Raw genomic sequence first — 17,021 nt, forward strand, 5'->3', positions numbered from 1 at the left:
ACCGTTTGAGAACATGGATCTATCGGATGAGCTTCTGGACCAGATTGGCGCTTTTCTGTCCGGTCAGATGACGGCGACGGAACAAGAGCAGTTTGAACGACGAATGGAAGAGGATAGCGACCTTCGGGACGAAGTGGCTATTCATCGGGATATCCGGCAGGGGCTCCAGTTTATGTCGCAGAAGGAGCGGTTTCGGCAGATGCATGAAGATCTGGCGGGCAGAGGATTGCTGGATGAAGAAAAATCGGCAACGGATCTACCTGTACAAACCGACACACCGATCCAGTTGGATGAGCCGGTCGAACCCAAACACTTCCCATTTCCGGCTGAACGTCCCCGATTTGGGGCTGGCTTATCCTGGTATGCCATGGCGGCCTGTACGGTGCTGGCACTTGGATTAGGCTGGGTTGTTTATCGTTATCAATCGCAGACAAGCCGAACGGCTGAGGCCTTCAACTCGGCCTTTTCAACAACGCTTAAACCAGCTCCCGTTACCAGTCCCGACCCCGATCGGCTGGGGGCTGCTCCATCCGATTCGATCACTACGTTCGACTCGGTTCGGTTGCAGGGAGCCATTACGAGTTTGCAGCGAAACGACATGCGGGCGGCCCTAAACCAGCTTGATCTATTGGTGAAGGGCACATCCGGACATTGGCAGGCCAGCGCCCAGTGGTATTTGGCGCTGGCTTATCTGAAAAATCGTCAGACTGAGCAGGCGGAGCAATTGATACAGCAGATCGCTTCGCTGTCGGGGCATCCCTATCAGCCGGAAGCACAACGGTTGCTGAAGCAACTGAACGTGACAAACGGTTCCGGGCAATGAAGGCCGTCAGGTGGTTTATCGGCCTCATCTTCATATCATTGGCCTTTCCGGCTGCTGCTCAAACAGATATTAATCCCGGTATGCTGCTGGATGACGATGCCTACGAGCGGTTACCGTATCAGGAAATTATTACGAAAGCAAAGCTTCCGGTTCAGGTTTCTTACGAAGCCTTTTGTCCATCCATACGAGCGCAGGGCGATTACAGTACCTGTGTTGGATTCGCCTGCGGGTACTACTTCCGTACGATTATCGAAGCGAAGCGTCGACGGATTACGACCAAACGGATGATCGATCAGTTGGCGTTCTCACCGGCTTATCTTTACGAAAAAGCAAAGCTAACCAACGATTATGCCTGTATGGAAGGCGTGTTTTTGTCGAAAGCCTTTGAGGTGTTGAAAGGCATTGGTGTCGTTCCGGCCACAAAGTTTCCGTACCCCGCCTGTAGTCAGGAAACCCGTCTGGTGGATGACTTGGCTTCCCAGTTCAGAATTAGCAGTTACGATCGGGTGTTTCGAGTGGGCGATGAGGGGACGAAAAAAATAGCTAACCTGAAAAAAGCTCTGGCCGAACGAAGCCCGGTGGTGGTGGGTATGGTTCTGCCTTCGTCGTTTTACTTTTCGGGGCCATTGTGGACACCCGTTCGTACCGACGATCCGCAGGACAAGCGGCTCAAGGGCCATGCTCTATGCATTATCGGCTATGACGACAAGCGCAATGGTGGCAGTTTTCGGATTATCAATAGTTTTGGCGATGCCTGGGCCGATCAGGGCTTTTGCTGGGTTCGGTATCAGGATCTGGCCCGGTTTGCCCGCTACGGCTACAGCATCGGCCAGCCCTGATCATAATCTCACCGACTACTCGTTGCCAGCCCTCTTGTCGTAATTTGAATTCGGTCCTGAGCTACCGCTTTCTGCCCCTTTTGACAGGTAACAGCCTCAAACATATGAGCCAGCGATCCAATCAACAACAGAGAACCCGCTTCGTTTCGTACGTATAACGTCTGATTGGGTAAGGATGGAATCGGGCAAAAAGGGCTTTCGGCCGCAAAAGCCAGCAGGTGCTCGGTTCCGAAAGGTTCCGAGCAGATGAACGACTCACCCGGTGCTATCCGGATGTATTGGTTTTCCTGACCCGGTTTGATTTCAAAATCGTTTTCCAGTAATAGTTTATCGCCATTGGCCTGTAGATATACCAGTCGCAGGTGGCAGGGACGACTGGCCTTGACGTCGAGTGTCATCTGATTGCCTTCCCAGTACTCGACATGGTCGCGGCCCCGATTGGTACGCAGGCTGATGGTTAGGTTCGCGGGTAACGAAATCGGTTGTTGCTGAAACGTATCGCGAACGGCCATAAGTTGTTGATAGGTATCCGGTTTGAGCTTGAGTTGCTGCTGAGTAAGCCAGGACAGTGGTAGCTCACTACTGGAGACAGTAGTCCGAAGCTGGTTGGTTAATGGGTCGTATAATTCAAGGATCACTTGCAGGACAGGGCTGGTGTCCCGGTAATAGCCACGCACCAGGAGCATTTTCTCATCCCATTGAGCAACTGGGAGTATACGTAGCGAGGTCTGTTTCTGAAGGCTACTGCTGAGTGTGGCAAAAATTCGGTCGGACAGACTGGTGGTCGCTCCACAGCGGTTGTAAGTAAACGTGTCCAGGGCAAGCTGCCGGGTTGTGTCGGGGAGAAAGGCTTTTAAGCGGTTCACCAGCCCTGCCATCACGGTTGACAGATCGATGGGAGCATTCTCCGCCGGTGCTGCTGATGCAGTGAGGGCAAAGGCGGTGGCAGGCCAGGCACTTACCTTGTTGATGCCGACGAGTTTAAAGGTGTGATACGCCGTCAGTCGTTTGTCGTACGCGAACGCGACCCGAAACTCCGTCAGATGCTGAAACCGAAACGGCTTACCCTTTTTGTCCGTACCCTGGAGTTGTTTGTCGAGGTATACACTGATGTAGGGGAGACCGTCTCGGGTTTCCTGAAGGTCGTACCGGGCTTCCTCGAAATTCAGGAGATTGATGACCGGTTTTCCGGCCGAGAAGATGCGGCAATCCTTTACATATTCAGGCAGGGTTGTCTGAGCGGTTGCTGTTGGTCTGAATTCGTTGAATACCAGCGCATCACGGGTTCGGAACGCATCTCTCAGCAGGCCATCGATATGACTTTGCAGGGCTTCGAAAGGTTGGTTGACTTCGTAGTGGGTCAGGATTTCCATATTCGTTAAATACTTATCCTGAATCAGTCGTCGGGCGTTCCGGGCAATCTGTAAGCGTTCGGTTGGTGAATACGGCTGGGCACTCATCGGGGCAAGGGTGATGAGTACGTCAAAGAAAACGATGAGCAGGGCTCTTTTTAGGGTATTCTTCATTTGTGTACCGATTGGGTGCGCCGGGTTTCGGATAGCCTAACGTCGCCCAGCAGTACGGTCCAGCGATGCTCGTCGTAGAACGGGTCGTTACGATCCCGTAAGTCTACGGTAAGTTGCTTAGCTGTTTTGGCACCATAGACGATATGCCCCTTTTGATCGAAGGCTTTAAACCGTTGGAAATACGTGGCGGTGGTGCCATAACCCTGGGTTGTTGGCGACCAGTCACCGACCAGGGCTATGTCGTAAAAGCTGATATTGATATCGACGTATTTTCTGTCCAGGTTTTTGAGTCGGCGCAGGTAAATCGGGAGCGGATAGGTATTGACGGGAGCGTTGAGGCCGGTAGCGCCAACCTGCATCGTAGCATCGGGCATGAACAGCAGCAGGGCGTTTTCAATAGCCAGTTCCCGGATGTTATTCTGTTGCCTGGGGTCGGCGATGATGGACAGGTATCGCTGGAACTCCGCCATCTTTTGTTCAGTCAATTCCTTAAAATCATGAAGCTGTATATCGGTCAGCATCGTTTCCCGGACGACTCGTTTTTCATCGACGGGCAGGGCATTGGGCTGAGCCCATAGCGTAGATGCGCTCAAAAAGGTCAATAGCAGTAGCCATAGCGAACCAAATTCGACTCTACGGTCGTACCGTCGTTTGAGAGGATGCTGCGTAATGGGCTTATCACTTCTAAAGTATGTTTTCATGGCGTAATAGGCTGTCGTTACCAGATTTCCTGAACAGCTGCTCGTTTATAGCGTTTTCTGTCGGGCGTTTCCTCTGAAAGCCGCTCAATAAGGTTGATCCGGTGAATCAGGCTGGCGTTCAGATACAATCGTCGGACAAATTGCTCAACCGGCTGTACGTCGACTCGAGTCGTATTCACATAAATGTCGATGCGGGCATCCGGCGAAAAATAAAGTGTTGGGTTATTGATCAGGCTATATCGTTGAGCGTCGGGTAAGTACTCATCGGCCAGTTTATTCAGATACGCATTGATCTGATCAAACGAAACGGTAGCCGAAGTAGGAGTAATCTGATCGGCTGCCAGTGAACCAGAGCCATCGGTCGGGGTAATGTTAACGGCATACATGGACTGCTTCGTACGAGTCGCTGCATGACGGACGAGTCGGGTTTGGGTGTCGCGTAGCAGTGACCCCCACGTAATAGTCCGATTATACCGGCTGGCAATATCCAGAGCTTCGTCGAATGCCCGCGTGTAAAAACTGCCCGAATCCGGATGGGCACAGGCCTGTTGCGGAGGAACGCTACTGGCAATCAGGACATCGCCTGTAGTATGCAGAAACAGTTTTCGATAGGCCGCATTCAGGGAGTCGTTGGTCAGCACCAGGGCTTTTGGTGAGATCCGTTTGTTGACCATCCCCCGCGTCAGACTCACCAGATTATTGCAGCAATCCCCCAGCGTAATGCACAACCGGGCTTTTTTCTGGGCAAGCAGGGTATGAATCGACAGCAAAGCGGGATTCTGCCGGGCTTCGGCTCCTGCTTTTTCCAGCATCAGAATGGGAAATCGATCGGTACGTTTGCTGAGGTTATAGCCGTGACCCGTGTAATAGAATACCAGAATATCGTTTGGCTTCGGGGTCAATGTCTGCAGGGTTGCCTCAAGTCGTTTGCGGCCAAACTCCTTGTCGACAATCACTTGCTCCACCAGTTTGTAATCAATGGCCCGGCTTATCTGGACAAGCTGACGATGGATCACGGCCAGATCGTATGCACAGACATTGGCCAGCAGTGAATCGTTTGTATCGGCCATAAGGATAGCATGCAGGGTTTGGGCCGTACTGGCCGTCCATGAGCATCCAGTCACCATCAGCCACGTAAGCATCAGCCAGGGCCGTATTCGGTAACAGGTTGCCAAAAATGACCAATAACACATGGCTACTGCGCTGGTTTAAAGTAAAATCGACCACGAAGACGGCCTTCTACATACGGTGGCTGTTTGTAACCACGAGCTTCAATTCCCTGATCAATTCGGTCAACCAGATCATAAATGTCTACACCCGGTTGATTGATATGCCTGATTAGTTCACTGGCAAACAGGCTGTTCTGTTGGTCGCCGTCGTGGGATGGTTTGCCGGGTTCAGTAGCATAGACAACCAGTGTCCCTACGGCGGGTTGCATCTGGACAAATACAAGTTCGCCAGCGCCCCTCCGCCACGACCGATACGGATTGTTTCGGCAGGCATCCCAGAAAACCAGATTCGTGCCTTTAGGATTGGTATGTTCCATACGGGCAATCAGCCGACGAAGCGAGTAGCATTCATATTCGACATCGGATTCGGAACTGGGGTCGGCATCGACAGGCTGGAGGTAGTTTTCACCATTGATCATCAGTCCGTGACCCGCATAATAGACCAGACTAACGGCATTGTCGGGTAAACTGGTCATGAACGTATCGACCGTTTCCTTGAGCTTCCGCAGAGGGAGATTTTCTTTACTGGTGACCACAAAGCCTAGATTCTCCAGTTGTTCTTTTAGCGCAACGCCATCGTTTAACGGATTTTTCAGCGGGTACTTAGGGTAAGCCGCGTTGGCAATAATGAGCGCCAGCCGTTTTTGAGCAGATGGGTCTTTGTGGACAATCGCTGCTTCGGGTTGGTAAGTAATCAGGCGAGATTCGGAGGTAGTGGTGCCGCCTGCGTTGGTTACCACCGCACGTAGTTCGTTCGAACCGGTAGAAAGCTGAATCGTTTCCGAAATTTCCTGTCCGCAACTTACCCGCTTAAATCCCCGCTGACTGGCGTTCAGTGCGATGCCATTTCGGAGAATCTGCACCTGAGTGATGGGTTCGGCCGACTGAACGCAGAGTGTGATTCGATAGCCAGGTGTTTTCTGCACGACCTGTTCTGCCAGCGGATTTTGCCAGGCGATGACAGGAGCGGCCACGACGGGCTTCCGGACGGACGCCCAATCGCTCTTAGCCGATGTGGTAATTGATTTTTGCCCCCAGGCGGTGTGCATGCCCATCAACCAGTAGAGCAAAAAAGTAAATCCTAATCTCATGACCGAATTTATTTTGTAAAGGAAACGTCCATACAAGTGCCTAATCCGATTCGGGCCACGCGAACTAACTGATCATGCCTAAGCCTCCATGCGCTTAAAAGCTCAGTTGTAGGCCAACAACAGGTGTCCGGCTCACGTAGTTAACGACAATCCGGTAGGGTATGCCTAGTCTTTCTCGCTGGTTTTTTCGCCCTTTCAAAAATGTATAGACTACATCGGCTGCCCATACCAGTGCAGCCGCCCGTGTAGCCAGTAAATACTGATGATGGAACTGATTAGCGTCGTCGTAAACCGATTCGCTGAGCTGATTCTGGTAAATAGCCAACTGCTGTTGTGATCGATTTCGTTGCACGAGTCCGTACACTAGTAGTCCAGCATAAGCCACGGTAATGAGTGGGCGCAAACCCACTTTGTGATTGGGCTGAACAAATATATTGCCTAATCCTGGCAGCACTGCCGAAACGAGTGCATTGGCTGGCCCTCCGCCCAAGGCTATACGCTGGCCTGGAACGAATGCCTGCTTTACATGGATCGTCACCCGGATGTCGTCGACCATTGTCAGCCCATCGAGCCGATAATCCCAGTATATAGTTTTATTAAAACCGGATGTTATGGCTTTTCCAACATCGCCCGTTACGGTTTTGGCCACCAGCAGGCCAGCGCTGCGACTTTCTACCTGAATATAGACCGAGTCAGCAGCGATCAGGCCACTGATGTCATACTGAATTTTCGCACGTACCGTATCGACCTCAAGCCGAATGTTGGAGACTTTTGCCAGTCGCCCACTCACCGACTGGCTGTATAGTTCTGTTGTCAGCAAAACGGCGACGATGAAGCCGATAATCCGAATGTAATACGTGATCATACGGCTTACTGCTGATAAAGGGCTTTCACTTCCGCGTCGGTTAAAGCCCGGTTATAAATACGAATCTCATCGATCGACCCATTGAAATTATTCGGGTCATAAGCGGCCTGAGCCCCAAATCGCAGTTTGCTTCCTTCACATCGGTCGATGATGGCATCAGGCTGCTGCGTTTCCATTCGTTTTAAGTTGCCATTGAGGTAAATTTTGGCTATACGCCTGGCAAATACGGCAACAAAGTGATACCACCGATTGACCTGATAGGTTGGTTCGTAGTACAGTACGGCTTCTTTAATTGGCTGCTCAATGGTGCATACACCATCCTGGTTGATGTCGGCTATCAGTTCGCAGCATTGCCCATTCGAATTGGGTACGGGTCGGATAAAAGCGCTGTACTGCTGATTCTGATGATCTGAATAATTCGATTTGTTATAAATATGGCTGCTGGTGGTAACGGTTGTTGGTTTCATCCATAGGCTAACCGATATGACTTCTGGTCGAAGGTTGGCATTATCCGCAATTTCAAAATAGTCATCGATGCCATCCAGTAGTAAGGCTGATTTGCCCTTGTCGCCCTTGTCGGGGCCATATGTAGCGCCGTTCATCAGTATGCCATTCAGGTTGTTGCTGCTGGCATCAACTGTACTTTCGTTGAAGGGGTAATAAGCAACTAACCCTTCTGTCAGGTCGATGGGCTCACGTGGTAAGTTCCATGAATCGCACCCAACGATCAAAACCAGACAAGCGTACAGAATATACGATTTAGCCCATTGATGATCAGATGTTTGCGTTAACATAGTTGTATGAATAACCGCCGAAGCATAGCCCGGATAAGATCGAAATATAAAAAATATAATTTGAATAGTACAATTTATATTTTAGCTATAACAGGCTGCCAGTTGAAAACAATGGAGTTTAATCGTGAAAAATCAGCTTTCAGGAATACTTTTGCGAACTGCTTTTGTTGCTCAGTATAGACTCCTGATCGAACAAACTACATGAATATAAACCAGGTCCGCGAACAACTGCATCGACTCATCGACGAAGTCGACGACATCTACGTGTTGAATGGCCTTTACCGCAATCTGATTTCCGATAAACGGCAGCGGGAAGCCTACGAAAAAGAGCAGGCCGAAAAGGCAAAACGTCAGGCTGCCAACCGTCGATCGAATGGGTAGTAAGGGATGCTCACGGAATGAGAAACGGATTCAGACCGATACTGATTGAGCTGATTTGGCTGGCAGTCTCCTTTGCCGCAAGCGGCCTGTTTTGTTTTTTTATTTTCGGCAGGAATCTGATAAGAGGCAGCGTCGACATCCAATTATACGATACGTACTTTGTCGTTTCGTCAGTTTGGGTAATTGGTCTACTTTTTCTGATCATCGCCTTTCTGACTTTTCTGATAAAAGAATGGCTTAATCGGTTTAGCAGGAAGCTCCCTAATCTGATTCTTCTTACACTGGGGATGTTGCTGATCGTGCTGTTTTCTTTTATTTCGAGATTCCGCTGATTGTGAGGGCGATAATAATGGCGTTGAAGGCAAACGACAACACGCCATGCGCTAGTGCCGTACGACGCATGACCTTAGAACTGATGGCCACATCGGAAACCTGGCTGGTCATGCCAATTACGAACGAGAAATACGCAAAATCCATATAATCAGGTTCGGATTCATTCGGGAACTCCAATCCTTTCGGTCGTTTACCTTTTTCAAGGCCGTTTCCATAGTAAAGGTGCGCGTATCGAAAGACAAATACCGTATGTACTAAGCTCCACGAGCTGGCAACAGCCACAATAGCCAACGGCATATAATACGACTTCAATCCATCCTGTAACTGCTCATCAGTTGAGTTCAAAAGTGCCACGATGGCAACTAGACTGGCTATGGCGGCCACGACCACAAGTGCGAAAAAAACGGTACGATTGGAGTCTTCACTACTCGAAAGTTTGGGCAACTCGCGGGGGTGTACCTTTACAATGATGACCCACATGATCAGCAGGGATGTCAGGGCGTAAGCCACCCAGGCAATGGTAGTGCGGGCAGGAAGGTTAAACGCATCCGGTACGACAAAACTGACCAATACGGCGGCCGCTAACCCGGTCAGGAGCCGCTGATGGGGCTTAAAATGAATAATTTGATGGATTAATCGATCAAGCATAGTAACGTTTGAACGGCTCAGGTAACTCATTGATTTTGGCTATATTTACCTGAATAAAACCTATCATCCAGTTCAGTACCGTACCTCTATCATTGGTTCACTCCTCTATTTTCTCTACTCATTGCGCTGCTGGCCCGACCCAAAAGAACGAAGACGATTGCGGAGCTTGACCGGCAATTTACGCATTACACTACGCTGACCAAACGCATCTGGAAATTAGCCGAGCCGGGTTATCTGGAAAATCGGGTTAGGCCTTATAAATTAGGTAATATTTCGCCAGCTTCTACCGACGTAGGTGATGTAAGTTGAGTGGTGCCAACGGCAGCTTTGTCGACGGCCACCTGGATACCCGGTGTTCCGGCTCTGAGCTGGCCGTTGCCTGTGGAGGTATGGCGATTGGGGCAAAAGGGATAATGGTTGCCGCCAAAACAATTGCCCTAACTGCTATCGACCTGTTTCAACAGCCAGCAGCTATTCAACAGGCAAAAACAGAACTCGGGAAAGCACGTGGTGTAGAAAATTTTGTCTACAAATCGCTGGCCGGAGATCGACAGCCCCCGTTAGATTATCGACGGTAAATCAATCAATACCCAACTTGTAGACGAAGGTGATCAACCAGCTATTAACGGGCTGGTGTGGATGGTAATACTATAAATTCTATATATATACAATACTTATAAAAGCATTACTTATTTTTTATATGATAAAATGCTATTTGGCTAATAACATTCAATATATTTACTCACCCATAAATTAGTAACTGTATGATTTGTAAAAGTTTACCATATTTCTGTTTTGTTATTCTGACTAGTTTGCTTGTAAATGCTCAGAGCGCTGCCGTAACAACAAAGCCATCACCCGACAAAACACTTGAAAAAAGAATAACCGCACTTACGCAGCAGAACAGCCTGCTAAAAGCCCGATTTCAGCAATCCATTCTCGACAATCAGCGATTAAAGACCCAGATTGCCAGCCTTCAGCAGACTATTGCAGTTCGTAACGACAGCCTTGCCCAACAACAAACCACAATCAGTGGCTTGCGGAACCAACTTCATCAGTTAACAGCCCGAAACAATCAGGTACAGAAAGAGCTTGATCAGCGCACAGTCGATCTGAAAACGGCCAATACCCGTGTCGCACAGTTGGAATACGATCGGAAAATTCTGATCGACAACCGCATTATTCGTGTTTACAATTTTTCGGCGGATGATGTGCGTAAGCAGTTTGTCCGAAATTTATCGGCTCCCGAATCCGGGTTTCAATACGACGACGATCTGATTGACGATGAAATCCAGATCACCCGTAACTTTGGCGACCAGGCTGAAGCGTGGTGGGTATTCGACAAAACGCTGGATACCATTCTGGAGCTGAAAATCCGAATTAAGCCCCATCTCTTCGATCCGCAGAAAGCGCTCGTTTTTGGCGAAACCAAACTCCTGCAAAAAACGCGCTACAGCAATAAACCTTTCGACGAGCAGCACGACCGGGAAAAAATCAACCTGTATCGTGAAAAAACACTGCGTATGCTCGAAGGTAAACTAAGCGGCACCTCAGACAAGTAATGTATGATGTAGGAGCTACATCCTATATCTTCTCCTTTATCCGAACTCATGAGAAATCATTTACTACGCCAGGCGGGTCTTTGCGGGGCCATTGGCTGTTTTGTATGGATGAGCATCTTTGCTCTCCTGCTGCTTAGCAACAACGTATATGGCCAAACGTCGACAGTAATATCGGGACGGGTGGTGCGTGCTTCGAACGGCGAACCGCTGGCGGGTGCTTCGATCTTTATCAAAGGAACAACTCGGGGCACCATTACCAATGAGTTTGGGTATTTCCAGATCAACATCAATCGCCCGGTTGAGCTGGTTGGGCGGTTTATTGGGTTTCAGGATTTTACACAGGTAGTTGTTCCGAATGATAGTCGACGGGCTACGATCAATTTTCGGCTGGTGAGCAACGATATGCAACTGCGTGATGCGGTCGTGAGTGCCAATCGGGTGGAGGAATATTTGCAGAAAGTGCCGGTAGCCGCTTCAGTGGTTTCGCAGCGAGACATCGAACGGCGGAGCTTGTACAATACGCTGGAAACACTCAATAACGTACCAAACCTGATTACCGATTCCTGGCTCAATTCGCAGGTATCGTTTTCCGTTCGCGGTTTATCGACTGTTTTCGACAACGTTGGCTTTGAATCGACTGTAGCGTTGTATATCGACGATGCGTATTTCTCCCGAAGTTTTGCCTTCAACTCCACACTCATGGATATTGAGCGAGTAGAAGTGTTGCGCGGGCCCCAAGGAACGCTATTTGGAAAAAATACCATCGGTGGAGTGGTTCATATCGTATCGGAGAAACCCGAATTTGCTAATAATGGGCAGGTCGAGTTAAGCTACGGTAATTATAATTTCTTTCAGGCGCGGGCAAAGATCAATCGGGAGCTTATCAAAAATAAACTGGCTATTCGACTGACAGGCGCTTATACCCGCCGGGATGGCTATATTACCGATAAGGTTCCAGCGATTGAGAACGTCAATAAAACCAACTTTTATGGATTTCGGGGTTCATTGCTGTATACACCGAATTCGAATGCAACGATCACCTTGCGAGCGTATTATGGTAAAGATGGTGATGCCGAAAATACTTTCGTCTACGCCAGTAAACCCGACTACAACCCTGTTGGTATTTCGGCAGATGAAGGCATGGCAACCCACCAAAGTGTGCCAAACACCTTCGATCGACAGCAATACGGGACCGTTGCAAAGGGTGAGTTTAAGCTAGGCCGAAATACACTTACGTCCATTACTGCCTTTAACAACTCGTCGGATGCCTATTTTGGCGATAACGACGTATCGGCCGCCGATGTATCGCTTTGGGGGCGGACACAGAAACTTCGAAATGTTAGCCAGGAAATTCGGATTCACTCCCCTCGCGAAGAGCGATTTTCCTACATTGGTGGACTGTATTTTTTAAATGAACAAATCACGGCCATTGATACCTTTTCGCTTCAGAAAGACTTTGTGCCGGTGGCTGAAGCGATTCTTGGAGCACCTGTTCAGAATGGTGAGCTATTTACAAGCGAAGGGTACACGACCAACAGCACGATTCATTCACGCAGTCTGGCGGCTTTTGCATCAGGAAGTTATGAGTTGGCCAAACAATTACGGCTGAACGTTGGTCTGCGATTCACGTCCGAGCGTCGGCGACTAGCGTACTGGCAACAGGTTCAGAACCAGTATTACAGCGGTCAGCCGTTCGATCTGATTGGTATGTATGCCGTCAATGTTGGCAACTCGTCGGTGCCTGTCGAACGAAATGCGGATAATAATGTCTTCTCCTATGACCTGGGCCTTGATTATCGCTTCACACCCTTCATGATGGGGTACGCCAAGTTTGTTCGGGGTTTTAAAGGAGCAGGCTTTAACACATCAGTTACGACCGACCCTGAAGGCACAGGCCTTGTGTTCAAACCCGAATTTGTCAATAACTACGAGTTGGGTTTTAAATCCAAGTTCAGCGAGCGCACCCGTTTCAATGCGGCTATGTTTTATACCGACTATATCAACAAACAGGAATTGCTCGATCAGGGAACCCGTGTTCGGGTAGCCAACGCGCCAAAAACGCAGGGATGGGGTGTCGAAACTGAATTTTCGGGCATGCTGAAAAATTTCCGGATCGATGTGTCAACCGGATATCTGCATTTCCGATATATCGATTTCCCGTTTGGTACTGATGACAATGGCAATGCCGTGAACTATGCGGGTAACCACCTGCTGAAAGCGCCAGACTTTACGTTTTCCCTTGCTCCCGAATATACCCTTCCCCTTACCGAACAGCTACGGGTTTTTCTGGGTATGAACATTAACCACACAGGCAAAGCCTTCAACGACATTTCGAACTCCGAAATTATCGCCCGGCAGGCCGCTACGATTGTGAACGGACGGCTATCACTGGCACCGCGGAATGGCAAATGGAGTATCGCCCTCTGGGGGAAGAACCTGACCAACAAGACGTTTATTCAACACGGTTGGGAATATGACTGGGGCAATCAAATCGCCTGGAGCCGCCCGCGTTATTTCGGTGTAGAATTGTATTTGAATTTTTTGTGAAAAGCTTCTGGAGATTAAAATCGATCTCTGAATATACCTTTAGGCTTCTGTAATATTCTTAGAAAAATCTGACTTCTCCAAAGATTGTACGGTGCAGGAGGACTTTTTCAAAATTTTCAACCATCTTGCCATGTTTTTTGACAGGCTTATAGCCAAAAGCCGCTTTCATTAAGATTCCATGAAAGAATACATCCGACCGATTAAACGTCTGCTTGTCGCCAACCGGGGCGAAATTGCCATCCGCATCATGCGGGCTGCTACCGAACTCGGCATTACAACGGTTGCCGTTTACACGTATGAAGACCGTTATTCGCTGCACCGCTATAAAGCCGATGAGGCTTATCAGATCGGTCGCGATGAAGATCCGCTGAAACCGTATCTGGATGTAGAAGGCATTATCATGCTGGCCAAACGGCATAAAATCGATGCCATTCACCCCGGCTATGGATTCCTGTCGGAAAATGTAAAACTGGCCCGGCGTTGTCGGGAAGAGGGAATCATCTTCGTGGGGCCCTCGCCCGAGGCTATGGATGCACTGGGCGATAAAGTTCGGGCCAAGAATCTGGCAACGACGGCTGGTGTTCCGCTGATTCCTGATTCGCGGGAAGAGAATATGTCGCCGGAGTTTGCCCTGACCGAAGCCGAACGCATCGGATTTCCGGTGATGGTAAAAGCGGCTGCCGGTGGCGGTGGGCGCGGTATGCGCGTAGTTCGGAACGCTGATGATTTCCCGAAAGCGTTCACCGAAGCCAAAAACGAAGCCCGCAACGCCTTTGGCGACGACACGATTTTCCTTGAAAAATTCATTGAAGATCCGAAGCACATCGAGGTACAGTTGCTGGGTGATCAGCACGGCAACATCGTTCACCTCTACGAGCGCGATTGTTCGGTACAACGGCGGTTCCAGAAAGTGGTCGAGGTGGCTCCTTCGTTTGGGCTACGGCAGGAAACGAAAAATAAACTCTATGAATACGCGCTACAGTTAGGCCGTGCGGTTAATTACTCGAACGCCGGAACCGTCGAATTTCTGGTCGATAAGAACGAGCACATCTACTTCATTGAAGTTAACCCACGGATTCAGGTTGAGCATACCATCACGGAAGAAGTAACCGGCATCGACATCGTCAGAACGCAGATTCTGATTGCGATGGGCTATCGGCTTTCCGACAATGGCATCTACATCAACCATCAGGACGAGATTCCGCTGAACGGATACGCTATCCAGTGCCGGATTACGACCGAAGATCCGGCCAACGGCTTCAAACCCGATTTTGGAACCATTACGGCCTATCGGAATGCCGCCGGTTTCGGTATTCGACTTGATGAGGGCAGTAGCTACGCGGGTATGAAAATCTCGCCGTACTTCGATTCGATGATCGTGAAAGTTTCGGCGCGGGGACGGACGCTTAAAGGGGCCTGTCAACGACTGATGCGCGCACTGGTCGAGTTCCGAATCCGGGGGGTGAAAACCAATATCGGCTTCCTGGAAAATGTGATCCGAAATCCGATTTTCCAGCGGGGCGAAGCACGGGTATCGTTCATCGAAACGCATCCTGAACTATTCGACTTCCGGAAACCACAGGACCGTTCGACGCGGGTATTAAATTATCTGGCCGAAGTGATTGTCAACGGTAATCCGGAAGTAAAAAAGAAAGACGACAGCAAGGTTTTTCGTACGCCAATTGTCCCGACGTATGATACCTATAGTCCATATCCCAAAGGCAATCGCGATCGTCTGAAAGAGTTGGGTCGGGATAAATTCAGCGAATGGGTGCGGGATCAGAAATGCGTGTTGTACACCGATACGACTTTCCGAGATGGCCACCAGTCACTACTGGCAACACGGGTTCGGACGCAGGATCTGCTAAAAGCGGCCGAAGGATTTGCCAAAAATCACCCCGAACTATTTTCGATGGAAGTATGGGGGGGCGCTACCTTCGACGTAGCCATGCGTTTCCTTTACGAAAGCCCGTGGAAACGCCTGGCGGCCCTGCGTGAAGCGATGCCGAACATGCTGTTGCAAATGCTGTTTCGGGGCTCCAATGCCGTTGGCTACTCGGCGTATCCGGATAACCTGATCGAAAAGTTTGTCGAGAAATCGTGGGAAACGGGTATTGACGTGTTCCGCATTTTCGATTCGCTGAACTGGGTCGAAGCGATGAAAGTAAGTATCCGTGCCGTTCGCGAACGGACGGATGCGTTGTGCGAAGCGGCCATTTGCTACACAGGGGATGTGCTGTCGCCAAACCAACACAAGTATACGCTCCAGTATTACCTCGACATGGCCCGTCAACTGGAGGACGAAGGGGCGCATTTGCTGGCCATTAAAGATATGGCCGGTTTGCTCAAACCTCTTTCGGCTGAGGTGCTGGTGCGTGAACTGAAAAAAGCGGTGGATATTCCGATCCATCTGCACACGCACGATACGGCAGGTATTCAGGCGGCTACCTATCTGAAAGCCATTGATTCGGGAGTCGATATTGTCGACTGTGCGTTGGGCGCTTTGTCGGGGCTGACCTCTCAACCGAACTTCAACTCAGTAGTTGCCATGATGCAGGGCCACGAGCGGGAGTGCCCCATGAACCTGTCGTCGCTGAACGATTATTCCAACTATTGGGAAGACGTCCGGGAGTATTACTACCCGTTCGAATCGGGTATGAAAGCCAGCAGTGCCGAAGTGTACGAGAATGAAATTCCGGGTGGTCAGTATTCCAACCTAAAACCGCAGGCCATCGCTACGGGTCTGGGCGATAAGTTCGAAACGCTGAAGAAGAACTATTCGGTAGCCAACCGGCTCTTCGGCGACATTGTAAAAGTAACGCCATCGTCGAAAGTAGTGGGCGATATGGCGATTTTCATGACGGCCAATAACCTGACAGCCAAAGATGTGATTGAGCGGGGCGAATCGCTGGCCTTCCCAGAGTCGGTCAAAGAACTGATGAAAGGAATTCTGGGGCAACCCGTTGGCGGTTTCCCGGAGGATATTCAACGGGTGGTCCTCAAAGGGGAGGAGCCTATTACCGACCGACCGAACAGCCACCTGAAGCCCATCGACTTCGACGCCGATTTTAAAGCTTTTCAGGAAAAATACCCGCTCAATGATGGTTTCGTCGATTATCTGTCGTTCCAGATGTACCCGAAGGTATACGACGAATATTATAAGGCTAATGAGCAATACGGCAACGTCAGTATCATTCCAACGCCCGCTTTCTTCTATGGGCTGAAGGAAAACGAAGAAATCCTGATCAATATCGAAGAGGGTAAAAATATCCTCGTTCGGTTACTCTTCAAATCAGAGCCCGACGAGTTTGGTATGCGAACCATCACCTTCGAATTGAACGGACAGAGCCGCCAGGTGAAGGTACGGGATAAAGCCTCGAAGGTTGAAAAACAACAACATGCCAAGGTCGCTAACGCGGGTGATGTGGGCGCTCCGTTGCAGGGCCGTTTGACCCGAATTCTGGTCAAAACCGGCGAGGTCGTGAAGAAAAATCAGCCCCTGTTCGTGATCGAAGCCATGAAGATGGAAAGTATCGTGGCGGCTTCTAAAGAAGGTACAATTGCTGGCATAAAGCTTAAAGAGGGCACCGTTGTCGAGCAGGACGACTGCGTACTGGAAATGTCGTAGTTTAATATAGTCTCCTGAAGTCAAATATATCATTCGTAGTTAAGTGGGAGTTTG

The 17,021-nt window shown here is 49.7% G+C and carries 14 protein-coding genes; 7 read left to right on the top strand and 7 right to left on the bottom strand.

Annotated features, from left to right (window positions below; all coding sequences use genetic code 11):
* The first annotated feature begins 13 nt into the window (after window positions 1–13).
* Both ACYVFD_RS07295 and ACYVFD_RS07300 read left to right on the top strand, forming a co-directional pair.
* Entirely contained in the window at window positions 14–823 is an 810-nt protein-coding gene (locus ACYVFD_RS07295; protein ID WP_461089137.1) for a hypothetical protein, read from the top strand.
* The gene (locus tag ACYVFD_RS07300) at window positions 820–1,662 is read left to right on the top strand and encodes a C1 family peptidase (RefSeq protein ID WP_461089138.1); all 843 of its coding nucleotides are present in this window, start codon (window positions 820–822) and stop codon (window positions 1,660–1,662) included. Before ACYVFD_RS07295 ends, ACYVFD_RS07300 begins: the two co-directional genes overlap by 4 nt.
* A gap of 8 nt (window positions 1,663–1,670) precedes the next feature.
* Here the strand turns inward: ACYVFD_RS07300 and ACYVFD_RS07305 are convergent, their stop codons facing one another.
* The 6 genes from ACYVFD_RS07305 to ACYVFD_RS07330 all read right to left on the bottom strand — a co-directional run bounded on the left by ACYVFD_RS07305 (window position 1,671) and on the right by ACYVFD_RS07330 (window position 7,868).
* On the bottom strand, window positions 1,671–3,188 hold the full coding sequence (locus tag ACYVFD_RS07305) for a hypothetical protein (RefSeq protein WP_461089139.1): 1,518 nt from the start codon (window positions 3,186–3,188) through the stop codon (window positions 1,671–1,673).
* Window positions 3,185–3,889 carry a hypothetical protein gene (locus ACYVFD_RS07310; RefSeq protein ID WP_461089140.1) on the bottom strand — a complete coding sequence of 235 codons (705 nt, stop codon included), beginning with the start codon at window positions 3,887–3,889 and terminating at the stop codon, window positions 3,185–3,187. Before ACYVFD_RS07310 ends, ACYVFD_RS07305 begins: the two co-directional genes overlap by 4 nt.
* A 17-nt stretch (window positions 3,890–3,906) precedes the next feature.
* Window positions 3,907–5,031: a caspase family protein gene (locus tag ACYVFD_RS07315; RefSeq protein ID WP_461089141.1), complete on the bottom strand. Its 1,125-nt coding sequence runs from the start codon at window positions 5,029–5,031 to the stop codon at window positions 3,907–3,909.
* 53 nt (window positions 5,032–5,084) lie between these two features.
* Window positions 5,085–6,209, bottom strand: a complete 1,125-nt coding sequence (locus ACYVFD_RS07320) for a caspase family protein (protein WP_461089142.1) — start codon at window positions 6,207–6,209, stop codon at window positions 5,085–5,087.
* 94 nt (window positions 6,210–6,303) lie between these two features.
* The gene (locus ACYVFD_RS07325) at window positions 6,304–7,074 is read right to left on the bottom strand and encodes a hypothetical protein (RefSeq protein ID WP_461089143.1); all 771 of its coding nucleotides are present in this window, start codon (window positions 7,072–7,074) and stop codon (window positions 6,304–6,306) included.
* 5 nt (window positions 7,075–7,079) lie between these two features.
* Window positions 7,080–7,868, bottom strand: a complete 789-nt coding sequence (locus ACYVFD_RS07330; protein ID WP_461089144.1) for a LamG domain-containing protein — start codon at window positions 7,866–7,868, stop codon at window positions 7,080–7,082.
* A 201-nt stretch (window positions 7,869–8,069) separates the two neighbouring features.
* Here ACYVFD_RS07330 and ACYVFD_RS07335 point away from each other — a divergent pair, with 201 nt between their 5' ends.
* Entirely contained in the window at window positions 8,070–8,249 is a 180-nt protein-coding gene (locus tag ACYVFD_RS07335) for a hypothetical protein (protein WP_461089145.1), read from the top strand.
* A gap of 312 nt (window positions 8,250–8,561) precedes the next feature.
* On the opposite strand, the gene ACYVFD_RS07340 is transcribed toward ACYVFD_RS07335, so the two are convergent.
* Window positions 8,562–9,230, bottom strand: a complete 669-nt coding sequence (locus ACYVFD_RS07340; RefSeq protein ID WP_461089146.1) for a DUF1345 domain-containing protein — start codon at window positions 9,228–9,230, stop codon at window positions 8,562–8,564.
* A gap of 305 nt (window positions 9,231–9,535) precedes the next feature.
* On the opposite strand from ACYVFD_RS07340, the gene ACYVFD_RS07345 reads away from it, so the two are divergent.
* The 4 genes from ACYVFD_RS07345 (at window position 9,536) to ACYVFD_RS07360 (ending at window position 16,967) form a co-directional block, all read left to right on the top strand.
* Window positions 9,536–9,808, top strand: a complete 273-nt coding sequence (locus ACYVFD_RS07345; protein ID WP_461089147.1) for a hypothetical protein — start codon at window positions 9,536–9,538, stop codon at window positions 9,806–9,808.
* 234 nt (window positions 9,809–10,042) lie between these two features.
* Entirely contained in the window at window positions 10,043–10,792 is a 750-nt protein-coding gene (locus ACYVFD_RS07350) for a hypothetical protein (protein WP_461089148.1), read from the top strand.
* Window positions 10,793–10,840: 48 nt separating this feature from the next.
* The gene (locus tag ACYVFD_RS07355; RefSeq protein ID WP_461089149.1) at window positions 10,841–13,339 is read left to right on the top strand and encodes a TonB-dependent receptor; all 2,499 of its coding nucleotides are present in this window, start codon (window positions 10,841–10,843) and stop codon (window positions 13,337–13,339) included.
* 178 nt (window positions 13,340–13,517) lie between these two features.
* Window positions 13,518–16,967, top strand: a complete 3,450-nt coding sequence (locus ACYVFD_RS07360; RefSeq protein ID WP_461089150.1) for a pyruvate carboxylase — start codon at window positions 13,518–13,520, stop codon at window positions 16,965–16,967.
* Window positions 16,968–17,021 lie beyond the last annotated feature (54 nt).

The sequence above is a fragment of the Spirosoma gilvum genome (assembly GCF_054776815.1).